This window comes from Frankia sp. Allo2 (assembly GCF_000733325.1).
Classification (GTDB): domain Bacteria; phylum Actinomycetota; class Actinomycetes; order Frankiales; family Frankiaceae; genus Frankia; species Frankia casuarinae.
Genome location: NZ_JPHT01000038.1, coordinates 1 through 16278 on the forward strand (window position 1 = coordinate 1; position 16278 = coordinate 16278).

15 protein-coding genes and 2 pseudogenes are annotated in these 16278 nt (G+C 69.1%); 9 read left to right on the top strand and 8 right to left on the bottom strand.

Annotation, left to right across the window (positions count from 1 at the left end):
* Nucleotides 1-148 precede the first annotated feature (148 nt).
* Nucleotides 149-369 (top strand): annotated as a pseudogene (locus tag ALLO2_RS27485) (IS66 family transposase); the annotation flags it as partial.
* A gap of 771 nt (nucleotides 370-1140) precedes the next feature.
* Here ALLO2_RS27485 and ALLO2_RS19210 read toward each other — a convergent pair.
* The 3 genes from ALLO2_RS19210 to ALLO2_RS19220 are packed head-to-tail and all read right to left on the bottom strand — an operon-like array spanning nucleotide 1141 to nucleotide 4012.
* On the bottom strand, nucleotides 1141-3411 hold the full coding sequence (locus tag ALLO2_RS19210) for a carbon starvation CstA family protein (protein WP_011436879.1): 2271 nt from the start codon (nucleotides 3409-3411) through the stop codon (nucleotides 1141-1143).
* Nucleotides 3408-3755: a hypothetical protein gene (locus ALLO2_RS19215; protein ID WP_011436880.1), complete on the bottom strand. Its 348-nt coding sequence runs from the start codon at nucleotides 3753-3755 to the stop codon at nucleotides 3408-3410. Before ALLO2_RS19215 ends, ALLO2_RS19210 begins: the two co-directional genes overlap by 4 nt.
* A complete protein-coding gene (locus tag ALLO2_RS19220; protein ID WP_076807387.1) occupies nucleotides 3752-4012 on the bottom strand; it encodes a DUF3311 domain-containing protein in 261 nt (86 codons plus the stop codon). Before ALLO2_RS19220 ends, ALLO2_RS19215 begins: the two co-directional genes overlap by 4 nt.
* 365 nt (nucleotides 4013-4377) lie before the next feature.
* Here ALLO2_RS19220 and ALLO2_RS19225 point away from each other — a divergent pair, with 365 nt between their 5' ends.
* The 5 genes from ALLO2_RS19225 to ALLO2_RS19245 all read left to right on the top strand — a co-directional run bounded on the left by ALLO2_RS19225 (nucleotide 4378) and on the right by ALLO2_RS19245 (nucleotide 9325).
* On the top strand, nucleotides 4378-5925 hold the full coding sequence (locus ALLO2_RS19225; protein WP_023841663.1) for a sodium:solute symporter: 1548 nt from the start codon (nucleotides 4378-4380) through the stop codon (nucleotides 5923-5925).
* Entirely contained in the window at nucleotides 5922-6518 is a 597-nt protein-coding gene (locus ALLO2_RS19230; protein ID WP_011436883.1) for a sigma-70 family RNA polymerase sigma factor, read from the top strand. Before ALLO2_RS19225 ends, ALLO2_RS19230 begins: the two co-directional genes overlap by 4 nt.
* On the top strand, nucleotides 6515-6733 hold the full coding sequence (locus tag ALLO2_RS19235) for a hypothetical protein (protein WP_011436884.1): 219 nt from the start codon (nucleotides 6515-6517) through the stop codon (nucleotides 6731-6733). Before ALLO2_RS19230 ends, ALLO2_RS19235 begins: the two co-directional genes overlap by 4 nt.
* A gap of 158 nt (nucleotides 6734-6891) precedes the next feature.
* Complete coding sequence (locus ALLO2_RS19240; RefSeq protein WP_035734012.1) at nucleotides 6892-8076, top strand: lipid-transfer protein; 1185 nt, start codon at nucleotides 6892-6894, stop codon at nucleotides 8074-8076.
* Nucleotides 8077-8179: 103 nt separating this feature from the next.
* On the top strand, nucleotides 8180-9325 hold the full coding sequence (locus ALLO2_RS19245) for a TetR/AcrR family transcriptional regulator (RefSeq protein WP_255361221.1): 1146 nt from the start codon (nucleotides 8180-8182) through the stop codon (nucleotides 9323-9325).
* Between the two features lie 54 nt (nucleotides 9326-9379).
* On the opposite strand, the gene ALLO2_RS19250 is transcribed toward ALLO2_RS19245, so the two are convergent.
* Genes ALLO2_RS19250 through ALLO2_RS19265 form a run of 4 tightly spaced genes read right to left on the bottom strand, consistent with a single transcriptional unit; the run spans nucleotide 9380 to nucleotide 13110 of the window.
* Nucleotides 9380-10291, bottom strand: a complete 912-nt coding sequence (locus tag ALLO2_RS19250) for a metal ABC transporter permease (protein WP_035733989.1) — start codon at nucleotides 10289-10291, stop codon at nucleotides 9380-9382.
* On the bottom strand, nucleotides 10288-11214 hold the full coding sequence (locus ALLO2_RS19255; RefSeq protein ID WP_011436888.1) for a metal ABC transporter permease: 927 nt from the start codon (nucleotides 11212-11214) through the stop codon (nucleotides 10288-10290). Before ALLO2_RS19255 ends, ALLO2_RS19250 begins: the two co-directional genes overlap by 4 nt.
* On the bottom strand, nucleotides 11211-12119 hold the full coding sequence (locus ALLO2_RS19260; RefSeq protein ID WP_011436889.1) for a metal ABC transporter ATP-binding protein: 909 nt from the start codon (nucleotides 12117-12119) through the stop codon (nucleotides 11211-11213). Before ALLO2_RS19260 ends, ALLO2_RS19255 begins: the two co-directional genes overlap by 4 nt.
* 16 nt (nucleotides 12120-12135) lie before the next feature.
* Nucleotides 12136-13110 (bottom strand): metal ABC transporter solute-binding protein, Zn/Mn family, encoded by a 975-nt coding sequence (locus ALLO2_RS19265; protein ID WP_035734017.1) that lies wholly within the window; start codon nucleotides 13108-13110, stop codon nucleotides 12136-12138.
* 143 nt (nucleotides 13111-13253) lie between these two features.
* On the opposite strand from ALLO2_RS19265, the pseudogene ALLO2_RS28395 reads away from it, so the two are divergent.
* Nucleotides 13254-13583, top strand: a pseudogene (locus tag ALLO2_RS28395) (PT domain-containing protein); the annotation flags it as partial.
* Nucleotides 13574-13966: an SCO5389 family protein gene (locus tag ALLO2_RS19270; protein WP_011436891.1), complete on the top strand. Its 393-nt coding sequence runs from the start codon at nucleotides 13574-13576 to the stop codon at nucleotides 13964-13966. The pseudogene ALLO2_RS28395 and the gene ALLO2_RS19270, both read left to right, overlap by 10 nt.
* A gap of 262 nt (nucleotides 13967-14228) precedes the next feature.
* Here the strand turns inward: ALLO2_RS19270 and ALLO2_RS19275 are convergent, their stop codons facing one another.
* Entirely contained in the window at nucleotides 14229-14738 is a 510-nt protein-coding gene (locus ALLO2_RS19275; RefSeq protein WP_023841665.1) for a hypothetical protein, read from the bottom strand.
* Between the two features lie 374 nt (nucleotides 14739-15112).
* Between ALLO2_RS19275 and ALLO2_RS19280 the strand changes: the two genes are divergently transcribed.
* Nucleotides 15113-16237 carry a CapA family protein gene (locus tag ALLO2_RS19280; RefSeq protein ID WP_011436893.1) on the top strand — a complete coding sequence of 375 codons (1125 nt, stop codon included), beginning with the start codon at nucleotides 15113-15115 and terminating at the stop codon, nucleotides 16235-16237.
* Nucleotides 16238-16278 lie beyond the last annotated feature (41 nt).

The following is a 16278-nucleotide window of genomic DNA, read 5'->3' on the forward strand; positions in this document are numbered from 1 at the left end:
CATCAGACAGGCCCGCCGAGCCACCATCAGAGACCCTGGGCTCGTCCTCCAGATCATCGCCCTGACCAGCCAAAACAGACTTTGACGGAGCCCTGATGTCATGGGGCCGCGTCTCGCGGCAGCCGAGGAGCTGGCCGGCGAGTAGGTCGCGGCCCGGGCGGTGAACGACAAGCTGGCCGCGACGAACGAACGGCTGCGGCGGGCCGTGGCGGACGCGGCCGAGCGTCACGAGACGGAGTTGGGCGCGGCACGGGCCGAGCGAGACCGGGCACGTGAGCGGGTCGGGGAGCTCGATGTTGCCAACCTGCGGCGGCGGTTGTCGATGGACAGCACAAACCCTCGGTGCTGTCGTCGAAGGAGCCGATCGGCGTGGTTGCGCGTTTCAGATGGGACCAGATACCCTCTCGGGCTGGTTCAGGTCGGGGGGTGTAGCCGGACCGGTAGCAGACCATCCCGACCACACTCACCCGCCCGGGCCCACCCCGACCGGGTACCCGCACCACCGGGGGTCACCCCACGCCGCGCCCACGTCCGCCCCGTGGCGGCCTCAGGCCCTGCCCTGTCTCGTCGAGGAAACAGACCCGGGCATCCCGGGCCGCCGCCGTGGTTGTAGCGCCGGCCACTCCCACTTGACCCACTCCCGCGCCGCGGTGTCGTCGCGTTCCAGCGCACGACGGGCCGGCATCTGACCGACCAGCCGTGCCGGCTACGCCTCTCGATTCCCAGGCGCGATACCCGCAGCCCGCCGTTTTCGGGGTCACCTTGAATTCCCGCGCCATCTCCGTTCGGGTCGTTCCCGCCGCGAACCGGTCAGCCGCAGCCATCCGGACCCGCTCCCGTTCCACCTGCTCCGCGGGCGTCAACCCGTCGCACGCCTCATGCAAAGGATCTATCACACACCCACAGCCATCACCAGGAACACTAACCCCCACACATTGACCATCAGTACACCTCGTGAACACAGCCTGACCGAAGCCCGTGGCCGTGTGACCACGCATTCCAGCCTACCGCGAAGAGCCATTTAACGTACGGCCATTGCCCCGTCGGCCGCCGGCCCGTCAATTGGTCGCGCCGGGACGAGCGGGTTCCGGCCTGATGGCCGTCGCCAGCTCGTCCCGGCGCAAACAGATTCAACTCTCGCTATTTTCGCGGAATGTTGTCAGCGGCGCAGCGGCGCAGCGGCGGTGTGACGGGCTCGGGCTGAGGGGCCCCGGCCGCCTGGACCGCATCCGCGAGCAGTTGGCGCTCTTCAGCGATCGCCAACAATCCCCCGGACGCGACAAAACGGGAGGCTACATAGTCCGCTTCGGTGGTGGTTATCGGCGCCCGGGTGCGGACAGCCCGTATGCACACCCGTACCGCATCGGCGAGCACGACGAGCACTAGCAGAGCGAACACTATCGCTATGATCCCGTCCACGGTCGAGTTCTGGACGACTTTGTGCATGTCGCTGATACTCCTCGCGGGCGCCAGAACCCTGCCGTCGTCGAGCGCGTCGGCATAGCGGTGCCGTTGGGCGAGGAAGCCGAGCTTGGGATCGTCCGAGAAAACCTTCTGCCAGGCCGCGGTGAAGGTGACGGCGACATCCCAGCCGAGCGGGACGCCGGGCACCCAGGCCCACCGCGCTCGCCCACTCTTGACGAACAGGGTGGTGACGACCGCCAATGCGATGGCGGCAAGCATCTGGTTGGCCATCCCGAACAGCGGGAACAGCTGGTTGATGCCGCCGAGCGGGTCGGTTGCCCCGGTCCAGAGGAAGTAGCCCCAGGTGCCGACCACCAGCACGCTGCTCAGCCAGACCCCGGGCCACCAGCTCACCCGGCCGATTGGCTTCCATACGTTCCCGAGCATGTCCTGCAACATGAATCGGCCGACCCGGGTTCCGGCGTCGACAGTGGTCAGGATGAACAGCGCCTCGAACATGATCGCGAAGTGGTACCAGAAGGCGGCGAGGCGGCCGCCCCCGAATGCGCCTGAAAGGATGTTGGACATGCCGACAGCGAGCGTCGGTGCACCTCCGGTGCGGGCTACCAGCGTCGATTCACCGACGGCCCGGGCCGCGGAGTCGAGGGCGTCCGGGGTGATGGTGAAACCGAGGTCGGTGACCGCGGACGCAGCCGACGCCGCGGTCTTGCCGACGACCCCACCGGGCGCATTCATGGCGTAGTAGAGGCCCGGGCTGAGCACCGCCGCCGCGATCAGCGCCATCAGTGCGACAAGGGACTCGGTCAGCATCGCCCCATAACCGATGAACCGGACCTGGGACTCCTTTTGAATCATCTTCGGCGTGGTGCCGGACGCGATGAGGGAGTGGAATCCGGACAGGGCACCGCAGGCGATGGTGATGAAGACGAACGGGAACAGGCTGCCGGCGAACACCGGCCCGTTTCCCCTGGTCGCGAAAGTACTGACTGCGTCCGCCTGAAGTACCGGAAATTCGACGAGAACGCCGATGGCGAGCAGCCCGATGGTGCCGACCTTCATAAAAGTCGAGAGGTAGTCGCGGGGCGCGAGCAGGAGCCACACCGGCAGCACCGAGGCGACAAAGCCGTAGCCGACAAGGCAGGCGACCAATGCCTTCGGGCTGAGTGTAAAGGCGGAGGCGAGGGCGGAGTCCTGGATCCAGCGGCCGCCGACAAGGGCCGCGAACAGTCCGGCGACACCGACGGCGGTGGCCTCAGCGACCCGGCCGGGTCGCAGCACCCGCAGGTAAATGCCCATGAACAGGGCGATCGGGATGGTCATCGCGATCGAGAAGGTGCCCCATGCAGAGGCGGCGAGCGCGTTCACCACGACAAGCGCCAGCACCGCCAGCAAAATGATCATTATGGCGAAGACGGCGACTAGTGCCGCCGTCCCGCCCACCGGGCCGATCTCGTCGCGCGCCATCTGGCCCAGGCTCTTGCCGTCCCGCCGCATGGAGAAGAACAACGTCACCATGTCCTGCACGGCACCGGCGAAAATAACACCGGCGATGATCCAGATCGTCCCGGGCAGATACCCCATCTGTACGGCGAGCACCGGGCCGACGAGCGGACCGGCCCCGGCGATGGCAGCGAAGTGGTGGCCAAACAGGACCCGCCGGTCGGTCGGCTCGTAGTCGACGCCGTTGTCGAGGCGTTCGGCCGGCGTCGCCCGGCTGTCATCCACCCGCAGCACCCGGTTTGCGATGAACCGGGCGTAGAAGCGGTAGGCGATGGCGAAGGATCCCAGGCCGGCGAGCAGGATCCACGCCGCAGAGATCGACTCGTGGCGGGACATCGCGAGCACAGCCCAGCTGATCGCGCCGACCGCCGACACCGTGGTCCAGATGGCTATCGATCGGAGCCGGCCGGTCCTCCGGCCATGGCCAGGCGCACGACCGCCGCCAGGCGGAAGACCGGTTCCGGCAGTATCGAGATGGGTAGTCATACGATGCGTCCCTTGGCGAGAGCGGCCAGGCCGAGCAGGTCAGCGAGCCCGACATCGGGCGGCAGGTCGGTGCTGAAGCGCCGGAAGCCGAGCCGCGAGCGGCAGTCGATTGTGACATCGCGGCCCAGGAGGAACGGATAGGCGAGTGGATGGGCTACGGCGCTGCCACCGGGATCCGCGTCCACCGGGCGGAAGCCCCGGTGCCGCGGCACAAGCGCCCGCGGCGCGGGGCGCAGCCACAGTTGACCGGTGCAGGCGCAGCACAGCCCCAGCGGGGCCCAGTCAAAAATAACTACCTCGCCCTCGCGGAGCGCGGCCCGGGCCCGGTCGGTGACCTGGATCACCGCAGGCCTTCCGGCGCCGTCCCCCGGCTGTCCAGCCGCCAAGCGGCGGCGGTCAGCAGCGCGCTTAAGGGCACCCAGGCAAGCTGATACCAGTAAAAGAACGGCACCCCGGCCAGCCGTGGCTCATCATGCGCATAAAGCGGGACCGCCAGCAGGGCTGCGAACGGTGTCCCGAGACACGCGACCGCGGCGGTTTGCCGCCGACGTGCCGCCGCGCGGGCCGGACGACCGGCGGCCGGCCGGTCTGTTGCAGGCACGGGCCCTGCCGGGATTCCTGCCGCGGAGTTTGCCGGGACACCCAGCGGAGTGTCCCGGCCCTGCTCATCGTGCCACATCCTGATCTCCCTGCATTTTGATCTTCCTGGTGGACCACCGGCCGGCCCAGGTACCCAGGCCGGGTGGTCACGCAGGCCGCGATGGTGTCACCGGGAGAGTTGCTCGCCGCGCCTCCGCGGTTTACGACTTGGTGAGCTACAGGTTTACGACTTGTTGCGGGATGATGTCGTGTCAACCGCGCCGGCTCGGTGCGCAACTGGAATAAGGACCGGGGGACGACCGGGCGGGCTTCCACCGGCGACCTCGCCGCGCCGTACGGGAAGCCGCGTGCAACGGAAGGTGTCGGATGGCCGACGGGACGACCGTGGCGGGATTCACCGTCGCGATAGCAGGCACTTCGTTACTATCGGTAAGGGCGCGCGCGTTCCATCGGCGGGACGAGCTCCCCTCGCCGGAAGGGTGGGCGCTCGCAGGGCGCCCGTTCGGTGGCGTTCTGACCTGGTTCCTGCTCGGCGGTGCGATCTACACCGCATATACCTTCGCCGCGGTGCCCGGCCTCGTCTACGGCGTGGGCGCTCTCGGCTTCTTCGCGCTGCCCTACACGATCATCGTCTATCCGCTGGCCTTCGTGCTCCTCCCACGTCTGGCGGAGACGGCTCGGCGCCATGATTACGTCACGGTGGGCGACTACGTGCGGGAACGCCACCGGTCGCCGCTGCTCGCGCTCGCCGTGGCGCTGACCGGAATCGTGGCCACCACGCCGTACATCGCGCTGCAGTTGGTCGGCGTCCGCGCGGTGCTCGTTGCCGGCGCCCTCACCCCGCCTGGGCTGCCCGGCGACCTGGTGCTGGCCTCGGTGTTCGGGGTGCTCGCCGTCGCGACCTACCGCAGCGGCATCCGCGCTCCGGCACTCGTCTCGGTCGCCAAAGGAATTCTGATCTTTTTGGCGGTCTTCGCCGTGGTCGGACTCGTCCTAGCCAGGCTCGGCGGACCCGGCGAGATCTTTGCCGCAGCACGGCGGAACATGGCCACGGACGGCTTGCCGGATCCGTCGCTCACGCTGGAGCCGTCGACGTTCGCCTCGTTCGCGAGCCTCGTGCTCGGCTCGGCGATGGCCCTGCTGGTGTACCCGCACGTGCTCACCGCCGCATTTGCGGCGAAGGACCCCGACGTCCTGCGCCGCTCGGCGGTCACCCTGCCCGCATGGACGGGCCTGCTCGGACTCTTCGGGCTGCTCGGCGTTGCCGCCTTGGCCACGGGGGTACGCACACCCCGCGGGCAGGCCGAAGCAGCTGTCCCTCTGCTCGTCCAGCAGCTGGCCCCACCGGTTGTCACCGGCGTCGTATTCGGCGCGCTCGTTGTCGCGGCGCTCGTCCCCGCGGCGGTGATGTCGGTGGCGGTCGCCATGCTCTTCGTCCGCAACGTATACGTCGAGTATTTTCACCCCACGGCCACCCCTAAGCATCAGGTCCGGGTGGCTCGCGGTGTCTCGCTGGTGACAAAGATCGGGGCATTCGCCTTCGTGCTCGGTCTGCGCGACCAGGATGCCATCGATCTGCAGCTGCTGGGCGGGGTCTGGATACTCCAGACCTTCCCGGCGGTCGGGATCGGCCTGTTCTCCACCTGGCTGCATCGCGGTGCGCTGCTTGCCGGATGGGCGGTAGGAATGGCGGCGGGAACCTGCCTGGTAACCTCCGGCGAATTCTCCGCGGTGGTGAACCTGCACCTGTTCGGGGCGTCCGTGCCGCTGTACACGGCGCTCCTCGCGCTCGGGCTGAACCTGGCGGTCGCCACCGCGCTCACCCCGGTCCTTCACCGCGTCGGCGTGGCCCGGAGCAGCCGGACATCCCAGGTGGACCGACTCCCCCGGCCGGACGCGCCGGGATGGCGGTGAGGGCGGTGCGGGCGGTGCAGGGCATTCCCAAAGATCCAGCAGCCGTCACTGCCGGCGACGCCGCCACTCTGCTGCCGGCCGACAAGATCCAGGTGAATCTTCACGATCTTGATCGGGAGACCGCCATCGCGCGGCTCTTCAACACCCACTACGTCTCATTGGTACGACTGGCCGCCCTCCTCGGCGCGGACGACCCGGAGGATATCGCCGCGCAGGCGTTCTACGAGCTCTACCGGCGCTGGCGAAAACTGCGGGACTCGACCGCCACCCTGCCGTATCTACGTAGCATAGTCTGCAATCTCACCCGAATGCGACTGCGCCATCTCCAGGTTGTCCGAAAAAACATGGGATGGCCATCAGACCAGGTAGAATCGGCGGAGACGCAAGCGCTGCTGCGGCACGAACAGCGAGCTGTAGTCGTCGCGTTACAGCGGCTGTCGCCGCGCCAGCGGGAGGCCCTGGTACTGCGGTACTGGCTCGATCTGAAGGAATCCGAGATAGCCGCAGTCATGGGGATTTCCTGCGGCGCAGTGAAATCCCATGTGGCGCGAGGAATGACGGCGCTGTCCCGCGCGATGGAGTCCCAGACATGATATATCACACCGGGCCGCTCAGCGACACCGAACGACGGCTGCACGACGCCCTGGACGCTCTCGCCGGCGGCGTGCCCGTGTCGCCCGACGCCTACCGGCGGGCGCGGGCCACCTGGCGCCGCCGCGAGCGCCGCAGGCGGCTCATCCTCGCCGTCGTCATCGCGGTGGTCTTCACCTTCGCGAACCTGGTCGGCCTGTGGGCGCTCAACCACTGACCGGCGTGGAACTTCGCTCGACCGCAGGCCGTGACGCATCCGCATCGCTCCGCCTTGTGAATCCTCGCAAGCATGCTTACGCCACACCTCTCCCCCTGACGTGCGCTACTGTGGTGCTCACGGTATTAAGTGAACAGCAGCTAGCCTAGGGAGTGGTGATGAGCGGTCGGGNGATGGTGGCGGGCGTCGGCATGGTGCCGTTCGCGACGCCGAGCAGGAGCGNCAGCTACGACGTGCTGGCCGAGGGGGCGGTCAGGGCGGCGTTGGCCGATGCCGGGATCGACCTGGCGGCGGTCCAGCAGACGTACGCCGGCTATGTGTACGGCGACTCGACGAGCGGGCAGAAGGCGCTGTACCGGGTGGGGATGACCGGGGCGCCGGTGGTGAACGTGAACAACAACTGCTCTAGTGGGTCGTCGGCGCTGTTCCTGGCGCGGCAGGCGGTGGCTTCCGGGGCGGCGGACTGCGTGCTGGCGTTCGGGTTCGAGCAGATGCGGCGCGGCGCGCTGACGATGCAGTGGGACGACCGGCCCAACGCCTTCGAGCGGTTCGACGAGGTGGTCACCAAGGTGCAGGGCGAGGTCGAGGGGGTGCCGTTCGCACCGCGGTACTTCGCCGGTGCGGGTGCGGCCTACTGTGAGAAGTACGGGATGGACCCGGCGGTATTCGCGCGGATCTCGGTGAAGTCGCGCCGGCACGCGGCCAACAACCCGTATGCGGTGTTCACTGATCCGGTGACCGTGGAGGAGGTTCTTGCCTCGCCGCGGATCCTCGGTTGGCTGACCCGGCTGCAGTGCTGCCCGCCCACCTGTGGCGCGGCCGCCGCGGTGGTCGTTTCCGAGGACTTCGCGCGCGCCCACGGCCTGCGCGCCGATGTGGCGATCACCGCGCAGGCGATGACCACGGATACCCCGTCCTCGNTCGACGGGGACCTGATGCGCCTGGTCGGTTACGACATGACCGCGGCCGCCGCGCGGCAGGTGTACGAGGTGGCCGGGGTGGACCCGCTCGATGTGCGCGTGGTGGAGCTGCACGACTGCTTCACCACCAATGAGCTGATGACCTACGAGGCGCTGGGGCTGACTCCGGAGGGCACGGCGGAGAAGTTCATCGTCGACGGCGACAACACCTACGGCGGCCGGGTGGTGACCAATCCGTCGGGTGGGCTGCTGTCCAAGGGGCACCCGCTGGGCGCGACCGGGTTGGCGCAGTGCGCGGAGCTGGTGTGGCAGCTGCGCGGCGAGGCCGACAAGCGCCAAGTCGAGGACGTGACCGTGGCGCTGCAGCATAACATCGGCCTCGGCGGCGCCGCCGTGGTCACCCTCTACGAGAAGGTAGGCTGATCCACACCGAGGAGACCGAGGGGGTTGTACCGAGGGGGTTGTTCTGCCGGACCGCACGCTTGCGCCGCCGCGCGGCACCCGCCCGCGTAACCGGCGGGCGCTGATCCTTGGCGCCGCCTCGGACCTGTTCGCCCGCCGCGGCTACGACCAGATCGGCATGNCCGATCTCGCCGAAGCCGTGGCGGTCGGCCCGTCCGCGCTGTACCGGCACTTCTCCGGTAAACAGGACCTGCTCCGCGAGGTCATCGCCGCAGGCCTGGCCCCGCTGCGGCACCTGCTCGATGATCTCGATCTCGCCGACCGCGCCGACCACGCCACGGCGTCGGCCCGGCTCGCCGCTCGCTGCCTCGACGAACGCCATATCGGCGTGCTCTGGCAGCGCGAAGCCCGCCATCTGACCCCTGACGACCATGCCCTGCTGCGCGCCGAGGTCCGCGAGATCGGACGCCGCCTCACCGGCCGGGTGCGCGCCGCCCGCCCCGAGCTCGACGCCCCCACCGCGGACCTGCTCACCTGGGCGATGCTGGCCGTGCTGATGAGCCCGTCCTTCCACCACCTGGACCTGCCCCGGCCCGCCTACGACGACCTGCTCGCCGAGCTCACCGACCTCGTGCTGGACACCCCGCTGCCCGGCACCTGCGCCGCATCGCCGCCACCACCGGCCGGACCGCCACCACCGGCCGGACCGCCGTTGCGGCTGGCCTCCCGCCGCGAGGCGCTGCTCACCCAGGCGGTGCGGATGTTCGCCACCCACGGCTACGCCGGCGTCGGCATCGAGGACGTCGGCAACGCCGTCGGCATCACCGGCCCCAGCGTCTACCACCACTTCCCGAGCAAGCTGGACATGCTGCGCACCGCGTTCCAGCGCAGCACGGCCGCCCTGTTGATGGACGTCAGCGCGATCTATCGGACTTCGAACGGCGCCGCCGACGCCCTGCGCCGACTGGTCGGCTCCTACATCCGGTTCACCCAGGCCCACCACGACCTGATCGGGCTGCTGATCACCGAAGTCGAGCATCTGCCGGAGGACGAACGCCACGCCGCCCGTCGGGCCCAGCACGACTACCTCACCGAATGGGTTCACCTGCTCCGGCTCGTGCACCCCGAGCTCGACCCCACCGCCGCCCGGATCCGGGTGCACGCCGCGGTCGCCGTCGTCAACGACACGGCCCGCACCCCGCACCTGCGGCACAACCCGGGCGTGCCGGGCGCGGTCGAGTCGATCTGCGGCCGGCTGCTCGGGCTCTGACCTGGCGCCTCCCGGGATTGCGCGCGACCGCGCTGGTGGCGCCGGTGGGTTCGATCAGGCCGAACGAGGCGCATCCGCGGACAGATGCCGCACCGGCCGCGCCAAGCCCGAGTCCGCGACCAGTCGGGTGACGATCAGCGTGACGGTGTAGGTGGCGGTGGCGGTGGCAAGGATGGCGAAGCTCGGGGGGATCCGCGGGGNGAGGTAGCTGGTGGTCAGCCCGACCCAGGTCACCGCGACCGCCACCGCGGTGGAGATCATCATTCCGTGGTAAGGGTGGGCGGTGAGCCGGTGGGCGGTGCCGGCGGGNGCGGCGAGCATACCGAGGNGCAGCAGGGNACCGACGGCCTGGGTGGCATCGGCTGCGGTCGCCCCGACGAGGCCGAGGAAACCGACGCCGAGGAGGCGGACGGGGACACCTCGGGCGGCCGCGACCGCGCCGTCCAGGCTGGCGAACAGCAGGGGACGCCCGATCGCGATGGTGGCGAGACAGAGGATTACGGCGAGTATGGCAGCCTCCCAGGCGTGGGAGGCGTCCAGGCCGAAGATCGAGCCGAACAGGACGGTGACACCGGCGGTGCCGTTGCCGGTGTTGCGGNGGGNGGNGTAAAGGGNGAGGAAGAGCACCCCGAGGCCGAGGACCCAGGCGAACACGCTGCCGATGACGACGTCATCGGCGTGGCCGCGGGGGCCGAGGGCGCCGAGGGCGCCGAGGGCGCATCCGACGGCGACGGTGGCGGCGAACAGGCCGACTCGGGCGTCGATCCCGGTGGCCAGGGCGGCGAGTGCGCCGGTGAACGCCACATGGGACAACGCGTCGGCGGTGAAGACCTGGGCCCGCAGGACGAGGAAGTAGCCGACGAGTCCGGCCGCCATGGCAATCCCCGTTCCGGCGATGAACGCATTCTGCATGAACGGGTGCTCGAACATCGCGGTCAGTCCCGTGTCCGCCGTGGCCGCGGTCATGCTGCTGCTCCGGTCATCCGGGGGACGCGGGCGGCCCGGCCGAGCAGGTCGTGCGCGCCGACGGCGAGACGGGCGAGGAGGTACAGGCCGAAGGAGAAGCTGGTGATGAAAAAGCCGATCGGATAGGGCGAGTAGTAGGCCACGGTCAGCCCGGCCCAGGTGACCAGCAGGCCTAGCAGCACGGTGAGCGTGAGGCTGAGGGCCGGTCGGGTGGTGAGGACCTGTGCGGTCGCGGCCGGGATGACCAGCAGGGTGAAGACGAGGAGGGTTCCGGTGATCTGGCTGACCTCCGCGGCGGTGCTCCCGAGCATGATCAGGAAAGCCACCGACAGACCCCGCACCGGCACTCCGGCGGCGGCAGCCACGGCTGGATCGAGCGAGGCGAACAGCAGCGGCCGCCCGATGAGCGCCAGCACTGCCAGGACCGCCACGGCGACGGCGGTCAGCGTGAGGACCATGTCGTCGGTGATTCCCAGGAAGCTGCCGAACAGCAGCGTGTTGACCCCGCCGAGGAATCCCTTGTACAGGCTGACGAACAGGAATCCGCAGGCCAGCGCGAACGCCTGGACGGTACCGATGGTGGCCGACTCCGCGGCCCGCCCGGCGGCTGCCCCGCCCGCCCCGGGGATGGCCGCGATGATCAGCGCCGCGGTGAGGCAGAAGGCGAAGTAGCCGTAGGTCGCGCCCAAGCCGAGCCAGATCGCCCCGGCCGCGCCCGGGAAACCGGCCACGGCGAGGGTGTGGCCGGCGAAGGCCTGGCGGCGTAGGACCATGAACCATCCGGTTGCCCCGGCGGTCAGCGCGACGATGGTTCCGGCCCGGAACGCGTTCACCATGAACGGGTAGGCGAACATCTGCCGAACGTCGCGGACCAGGTCCCACGACAGGCCCGCGTCGGTCGCGACCACCGCTGCAGTGATCACAGGTGGCCGGTCCCGTCGTGACGGTCGGCGTGTACGGCGGGCGGCTCGGGCTGGCCGACGACGACGAGGCGCCCGTCGGAGGTGGTCAGCACCTCGATGGGGGCCTGGTAGAGCCGGCTTAACGTCGCACTGGTGATGACCTCGGCGGGAGGGCCCGAGACCGCGCCGCCGCCGGCGAGGTAGATGACCCGGTCGAGGCTGGACAGGATTGGGTTGACGTCGTGGGCGACCATCAGCACGGTCACCCCCGCCGTCTGGCAGATGGTGCGGATGAGGGTCGCGACCGAGGCGGCGTTGGGCGGGTCCAGGCTGTCCAACGGTTCGTCGAGAAGCAGCAGCCGGGGCCGGCGGGCGAGCGCCTGGGCGATCAGAAGCCGCTGCTGCTCCCCACCGGACAGCCGGCCGATCGGCTGGTGGGCGTAGCCGGTGGCGCCGACCTGCTCGACGAGTTCGGCGACGCGCCGCCGCGCGGTCCGGGCGCGATCTCCGCCGGGCAGCGGCAGACCCCACCGGTGGCCGTCGAGACCGAGGCGGACGATGTCAAGCCCCCGGATCCGTACCGACGGGTCGAAGCTCCGTCGCTGCGGCAGATAACCGACCTCGGTGCGGGCCCGCCCGGGATGCCGGCCCAGCACCACCACCCGCCCCGCGGCCAGCGGCAGCAGGCCAAGGGCCGCCTTGAGCAGGGTGGACTTACCGACGCCGTTGGGACCGAGGATCGCGACGAACTCCCCCGCGCCGGCCTCGACGTTCACCCCGCTCCACACCATCCGCCCACCGAGACGAACCGCCGCACCCTCGAACATCACCGCCGGCGCGGCCGGCCTGCCGGCGCTGACCGGCGCCACCGCCGCGTCAACCTCGGCGCTCGCGCCGTCGGTTCGAGGGTGCGCCACCGCCGCCATTCTCGTCACCTTCCGCTTACTTTCCGGTTGCCTGCGCCAGCGACCCGCGCAGGGCTTCCAACTGGGCGACCTGCCAGTCCTGGAACGACGCTCCGGCCGGGACGAGCGTCTCGGTGATGGTGGTCACCGGGATGTGGGCCGCCTTCGCCTCCTCGATCTGCCGCCGCACGTCCGGGGTGGCGTTCTGGCTGTTGTAGACGTAGATTTTGATCTTCCCGGTCTTGATCTGGCTGTCGCTGGTGCTCTTGTCCGCGACAGTCGGATCGCTGCCCTCCGAGATCGCACGCAGGAAGGCCGGCGGGGTCAGCAGGTTCAGCCCGAGCGCTGGGGACAGCATCGCGAAGATGCTCTCCGAGGCCCCGACCGGCGTCCCGGCATACTTCTTCTTGATTGTCGCGATGAGATCGGTGTACGGCTTGAGGGTCGTGGCGGTGAAGGATGCCCGCTGCTGATCGAAGTAGCCCGAGTCGACGGGGNCGATCTTCTTGTAGTCGGCGGTGACCTGGTCGATCACTTTCGCGACGTCATCCGGGTTGTACCAGCGATGCGGGTTGTCGCCGTCCTTCGCGCCGACCAGGTCGCCGACGGTCAGCGTCACCCGCCCGGTCGCCGGGTTGGCCGCCGCCAGCTTGCCCGCCCACGGGTCGTAGCCGACGCCGTTGTCGATGAACAGCCGCGCACCGGCGATCGCCCGGCCGTCGGCGGGGGTCGGCTCATAGTCATGCGGGTCGGCGTCGGGATTGTCGATGATGCTGGTGACCGCCACCCGGTCGCCCCCCAGCTGGGCGGCGATGCTGCCCCAGAAGTTCTCGGCCGCCACCACGGTGATCTTCTTGCCGCCGGTGGCGCCGGTCCCGGTGTTCCCCGACGAGGACGTCCCACACGCGGCCACGACCATCGCCACGCCGGCGGCCACTACCCCCAGGCCGCGCGGCNCCCGCCCGGGCCGCACCCGCCAGCGCCGCACCGTGACCAGCCGTGCACCATCCACCACGATCTCCCTGCTTGTTACCCGACCGGACCTGCTAGCAGGACCGGGATTCATTGCCGCAAAGGTAGTCGCTAATGGAAACCGTTACAAGTTCGAGTTCGAGCGGTCGGCGATGACGCGGGGCGAGCCTCCCCGCCGCCTACCCGTCCACCCGTCCACCCGTCCACCCGTCCGTCCACCCGTCCAACCGTCCAACCGTCCAACCGTCCAACCGTCCGTCCAACCGTCCACATGATCGACCAGGTGCTTTGTCGGGTCGGACGTCCTGTACCGTCCACCGGGGCGTGCGCCGGGTGCATGGAGGCGGACGCGTCGCATCGCATGGCAGATCCGGCGGGGTGTCGGGGCGCCCCGTCGCGGCGCAATCGATCTGCATACGGAGTATTACTGTTGGTATTGACAACGGTTGTTACATCCAAGACAGTGGTGATCGTTGTCGCTGCCACCAGCCCAGGAGGTATCCATGTCCCTGACGGTGTCGCCCGACCTGTTGGAGCAGGCCGAACAAGGTCACGTCGACGAGGCCGACTTCCTCGCCTGCATCCGCACTTCCCTGCCCTACGCCTACGGCCTGGTCGAGCGGCTCGCCGGCGAGCTGCCCACCGCAACCCGCGACTTCGCCGACAACCAGACCCCGCCCGCGGACGACGCCGAGCAGGGCCAGCTGTTGCGGGCGATGGCCAGCACCTCGATACGCGCGGCTCTGGAACGGCACTTCGGCGTGGCGCTGGCCTTCCAGAACTGCCATCGGCTGGCCGCTTTCCGCCCCCAGGCCACGAGCGGCGAGCAGTACCGCCGCTTCGTCTCCCCGGAGAGCCAGGTCCTCAACCAGCAACCGGAGTTCGTCAACTGCTAGCCTGGGCTCCCGGGATATTTTGATCCCGATGGCCTGGTGGGCCGGTGTTGTCCATTTTGTACCGGATTTTTTGTACCGGATCTGTCCTGGACGTTCATCCACCGGCCCGCCTGGCCCATCGATCAGAATCGGGTAACGCCCACAATGTGGCGTCGATCGGGGAAGCGTCGAGGCAGACGGACCTCCTACCTCGCGTTCATCAACGCCACGAACACCAAAGCGTCGATCGCGCAACGGGGCAGGGCGCTGTGGCGTGTTACCGCTACCGCGTTGGGATGCTCAGGATGACGTCGCGGCCCACGCTGCTCACGGTCGGATGCGCCGGCGGTGCTGGCCTGCGTCCACACAGCCCGAGGTAGTAGGTCACCACACCCTCGAAGTCGCCGCCCTGCTTCACGTGGACGACATTCGTTGTCCGGCCGAGAGGGAAGAGGTTCCTTGGAGCGGTGGGTCGACCTTCGATGTTGTGCGCGGCGGAATTGTGGAAGGTGACCTTCACGAAGGATCGGCCCAGCACAAAGACTCGATTACCGGATCCGTCCTGGATCAGCCCCGATCTCGGCACGTACTCGGCTCTGACATCTTTCGGCGCTGACGGCCGGAAGACGAAGGTGACGATGTCCACCCGGGCGCTGGCCGCGTGGGCGAAGCGGATGTGCATGAGCACGGGTGTGACCGGTGGAGCCGCCGCCCGAGAAACCCCCGCCTCGGTGAAGACCAAGCTGAGGGTGAGGAGCAGGACGGCGCTTATGGCTGCGGCGATCCTTCTCATTGCTGGTTCCTTTTTCTTCGCTGCTTGAGGGGCACCGAAAGGCGTCCAACCTGATACGTATGGCCAAGCGTCCCGTGGTGGCGCCCGGGCCGGGCCGGGCACCGCACGCGGGGCGTGTGCGCCGCTCGCGCGGACCGCTTCCGGGTAACTGGCGCACGGCAATCGGTATGAGTCAGGGCCCTGCCACGGAGGGAGACACGGATCGCCGTTATGAGTCTCGGCGAAGGCGTTGCTCCTTACTCCGTGCATGAGGCCACCCCCTCGGGGGGTTCCGCTCGCGGCCTACAGGTTCCGCCCTGCCCTGGGGGGTGTCAATTTGGCGAACCGGCGGAATCCGGGCCGGTGGCCGGGGGCCGGTGGCCTAGGCTGGAACCGTGCACGATGGCGTGGTGACGCTGTTCCTCTGCGGCGACGTGATGCTAGGTCGCGGTGTCGACCAGATTCTGCCGCATCCGGGCGATCCGAGGCTTTCCGAGGGATATGTCCAGGATGCCCGCGCCTATGTCGAGCTGGCGGAGGCGGTGAACGGCCCGATTCCTCGTCCGGTCGAATTCTCCTGGCCCTGGGGTGACGCGCTGCCCGTGCTGGATGAGGTCCGGGCCGATGTTCGGGTGGTGAACCTGGAAAACAGCATCACCCGGTGCGATGACTTCGCCGCCGGAAAGGAGGTTCATTATCGGATGAGTCCGGACAACCTTCCCTGTCTGGCCGCCGGCCGGCCCGATGTGTGCGTGCTGGCGAACAACCACCTGCTGGATTTCGGCCACCGCGGGCTCGTCGAGACCCTCGACGCGTTGTTCACGGCCGGGCTGAGAGCGGTGGGAGCCGGACGCGACGCGGACGAGGCGTGCAAACCGGCCATGGTCCCGCTCGGCGGGGGCCGGCGGGTCCTGGTCTCCTCGTTCGGCCTGTCCTCCAGCGGCATTCCACGGACGTGGGCCGCGGCCCCGGGCCGGGCCGGCATCGACGTCATCCCCGAACTGTCGGACGCCACCGCCGAGGAGGTGACCGCCCGCGTCCGGCGGGCGAAGCGCCCCGGTGACCTCGTCGTCGCCTCCGTCCACTGGGGATCCAACTGGGGCTATGACGTAGACGACGACCAGATCCGCTTCGCCCGCCGGCTCATCGATGGCGGTGTCGACGTCGTGCACGGGCATTCGTCGCACCATCCGCGTCCCGTCGAGGTGTACCGGGACCGGCTTGTCCTGTACGGCTGTGGCGACTTCATCAACGACTACGAGGGCATTACCGGCTACGAAATGTACCGGGACGATCTGCGGCTGGCGTACTTCGTCTCCGCCGGGGTCTCCGTCGATCCGCCCGGCGCGACGCTGACCGGCCTGCGGATGGTGCCCCTGCAGACACGGCGGATGCGGTTGTGGCGCGCCGCACCCGAAGACGCCGGGTGGCTACGGGGGGTTCTCACCAGGATCAGCCGTGGCTTCGGGACACGGTTCGATCTCAACGCGCCCGGCGTGCTGTCGCTGCGCCAGCCATGAGCGAACCCTCGATGGTGCGCTCCAGCGCTTCGACAGCCTCG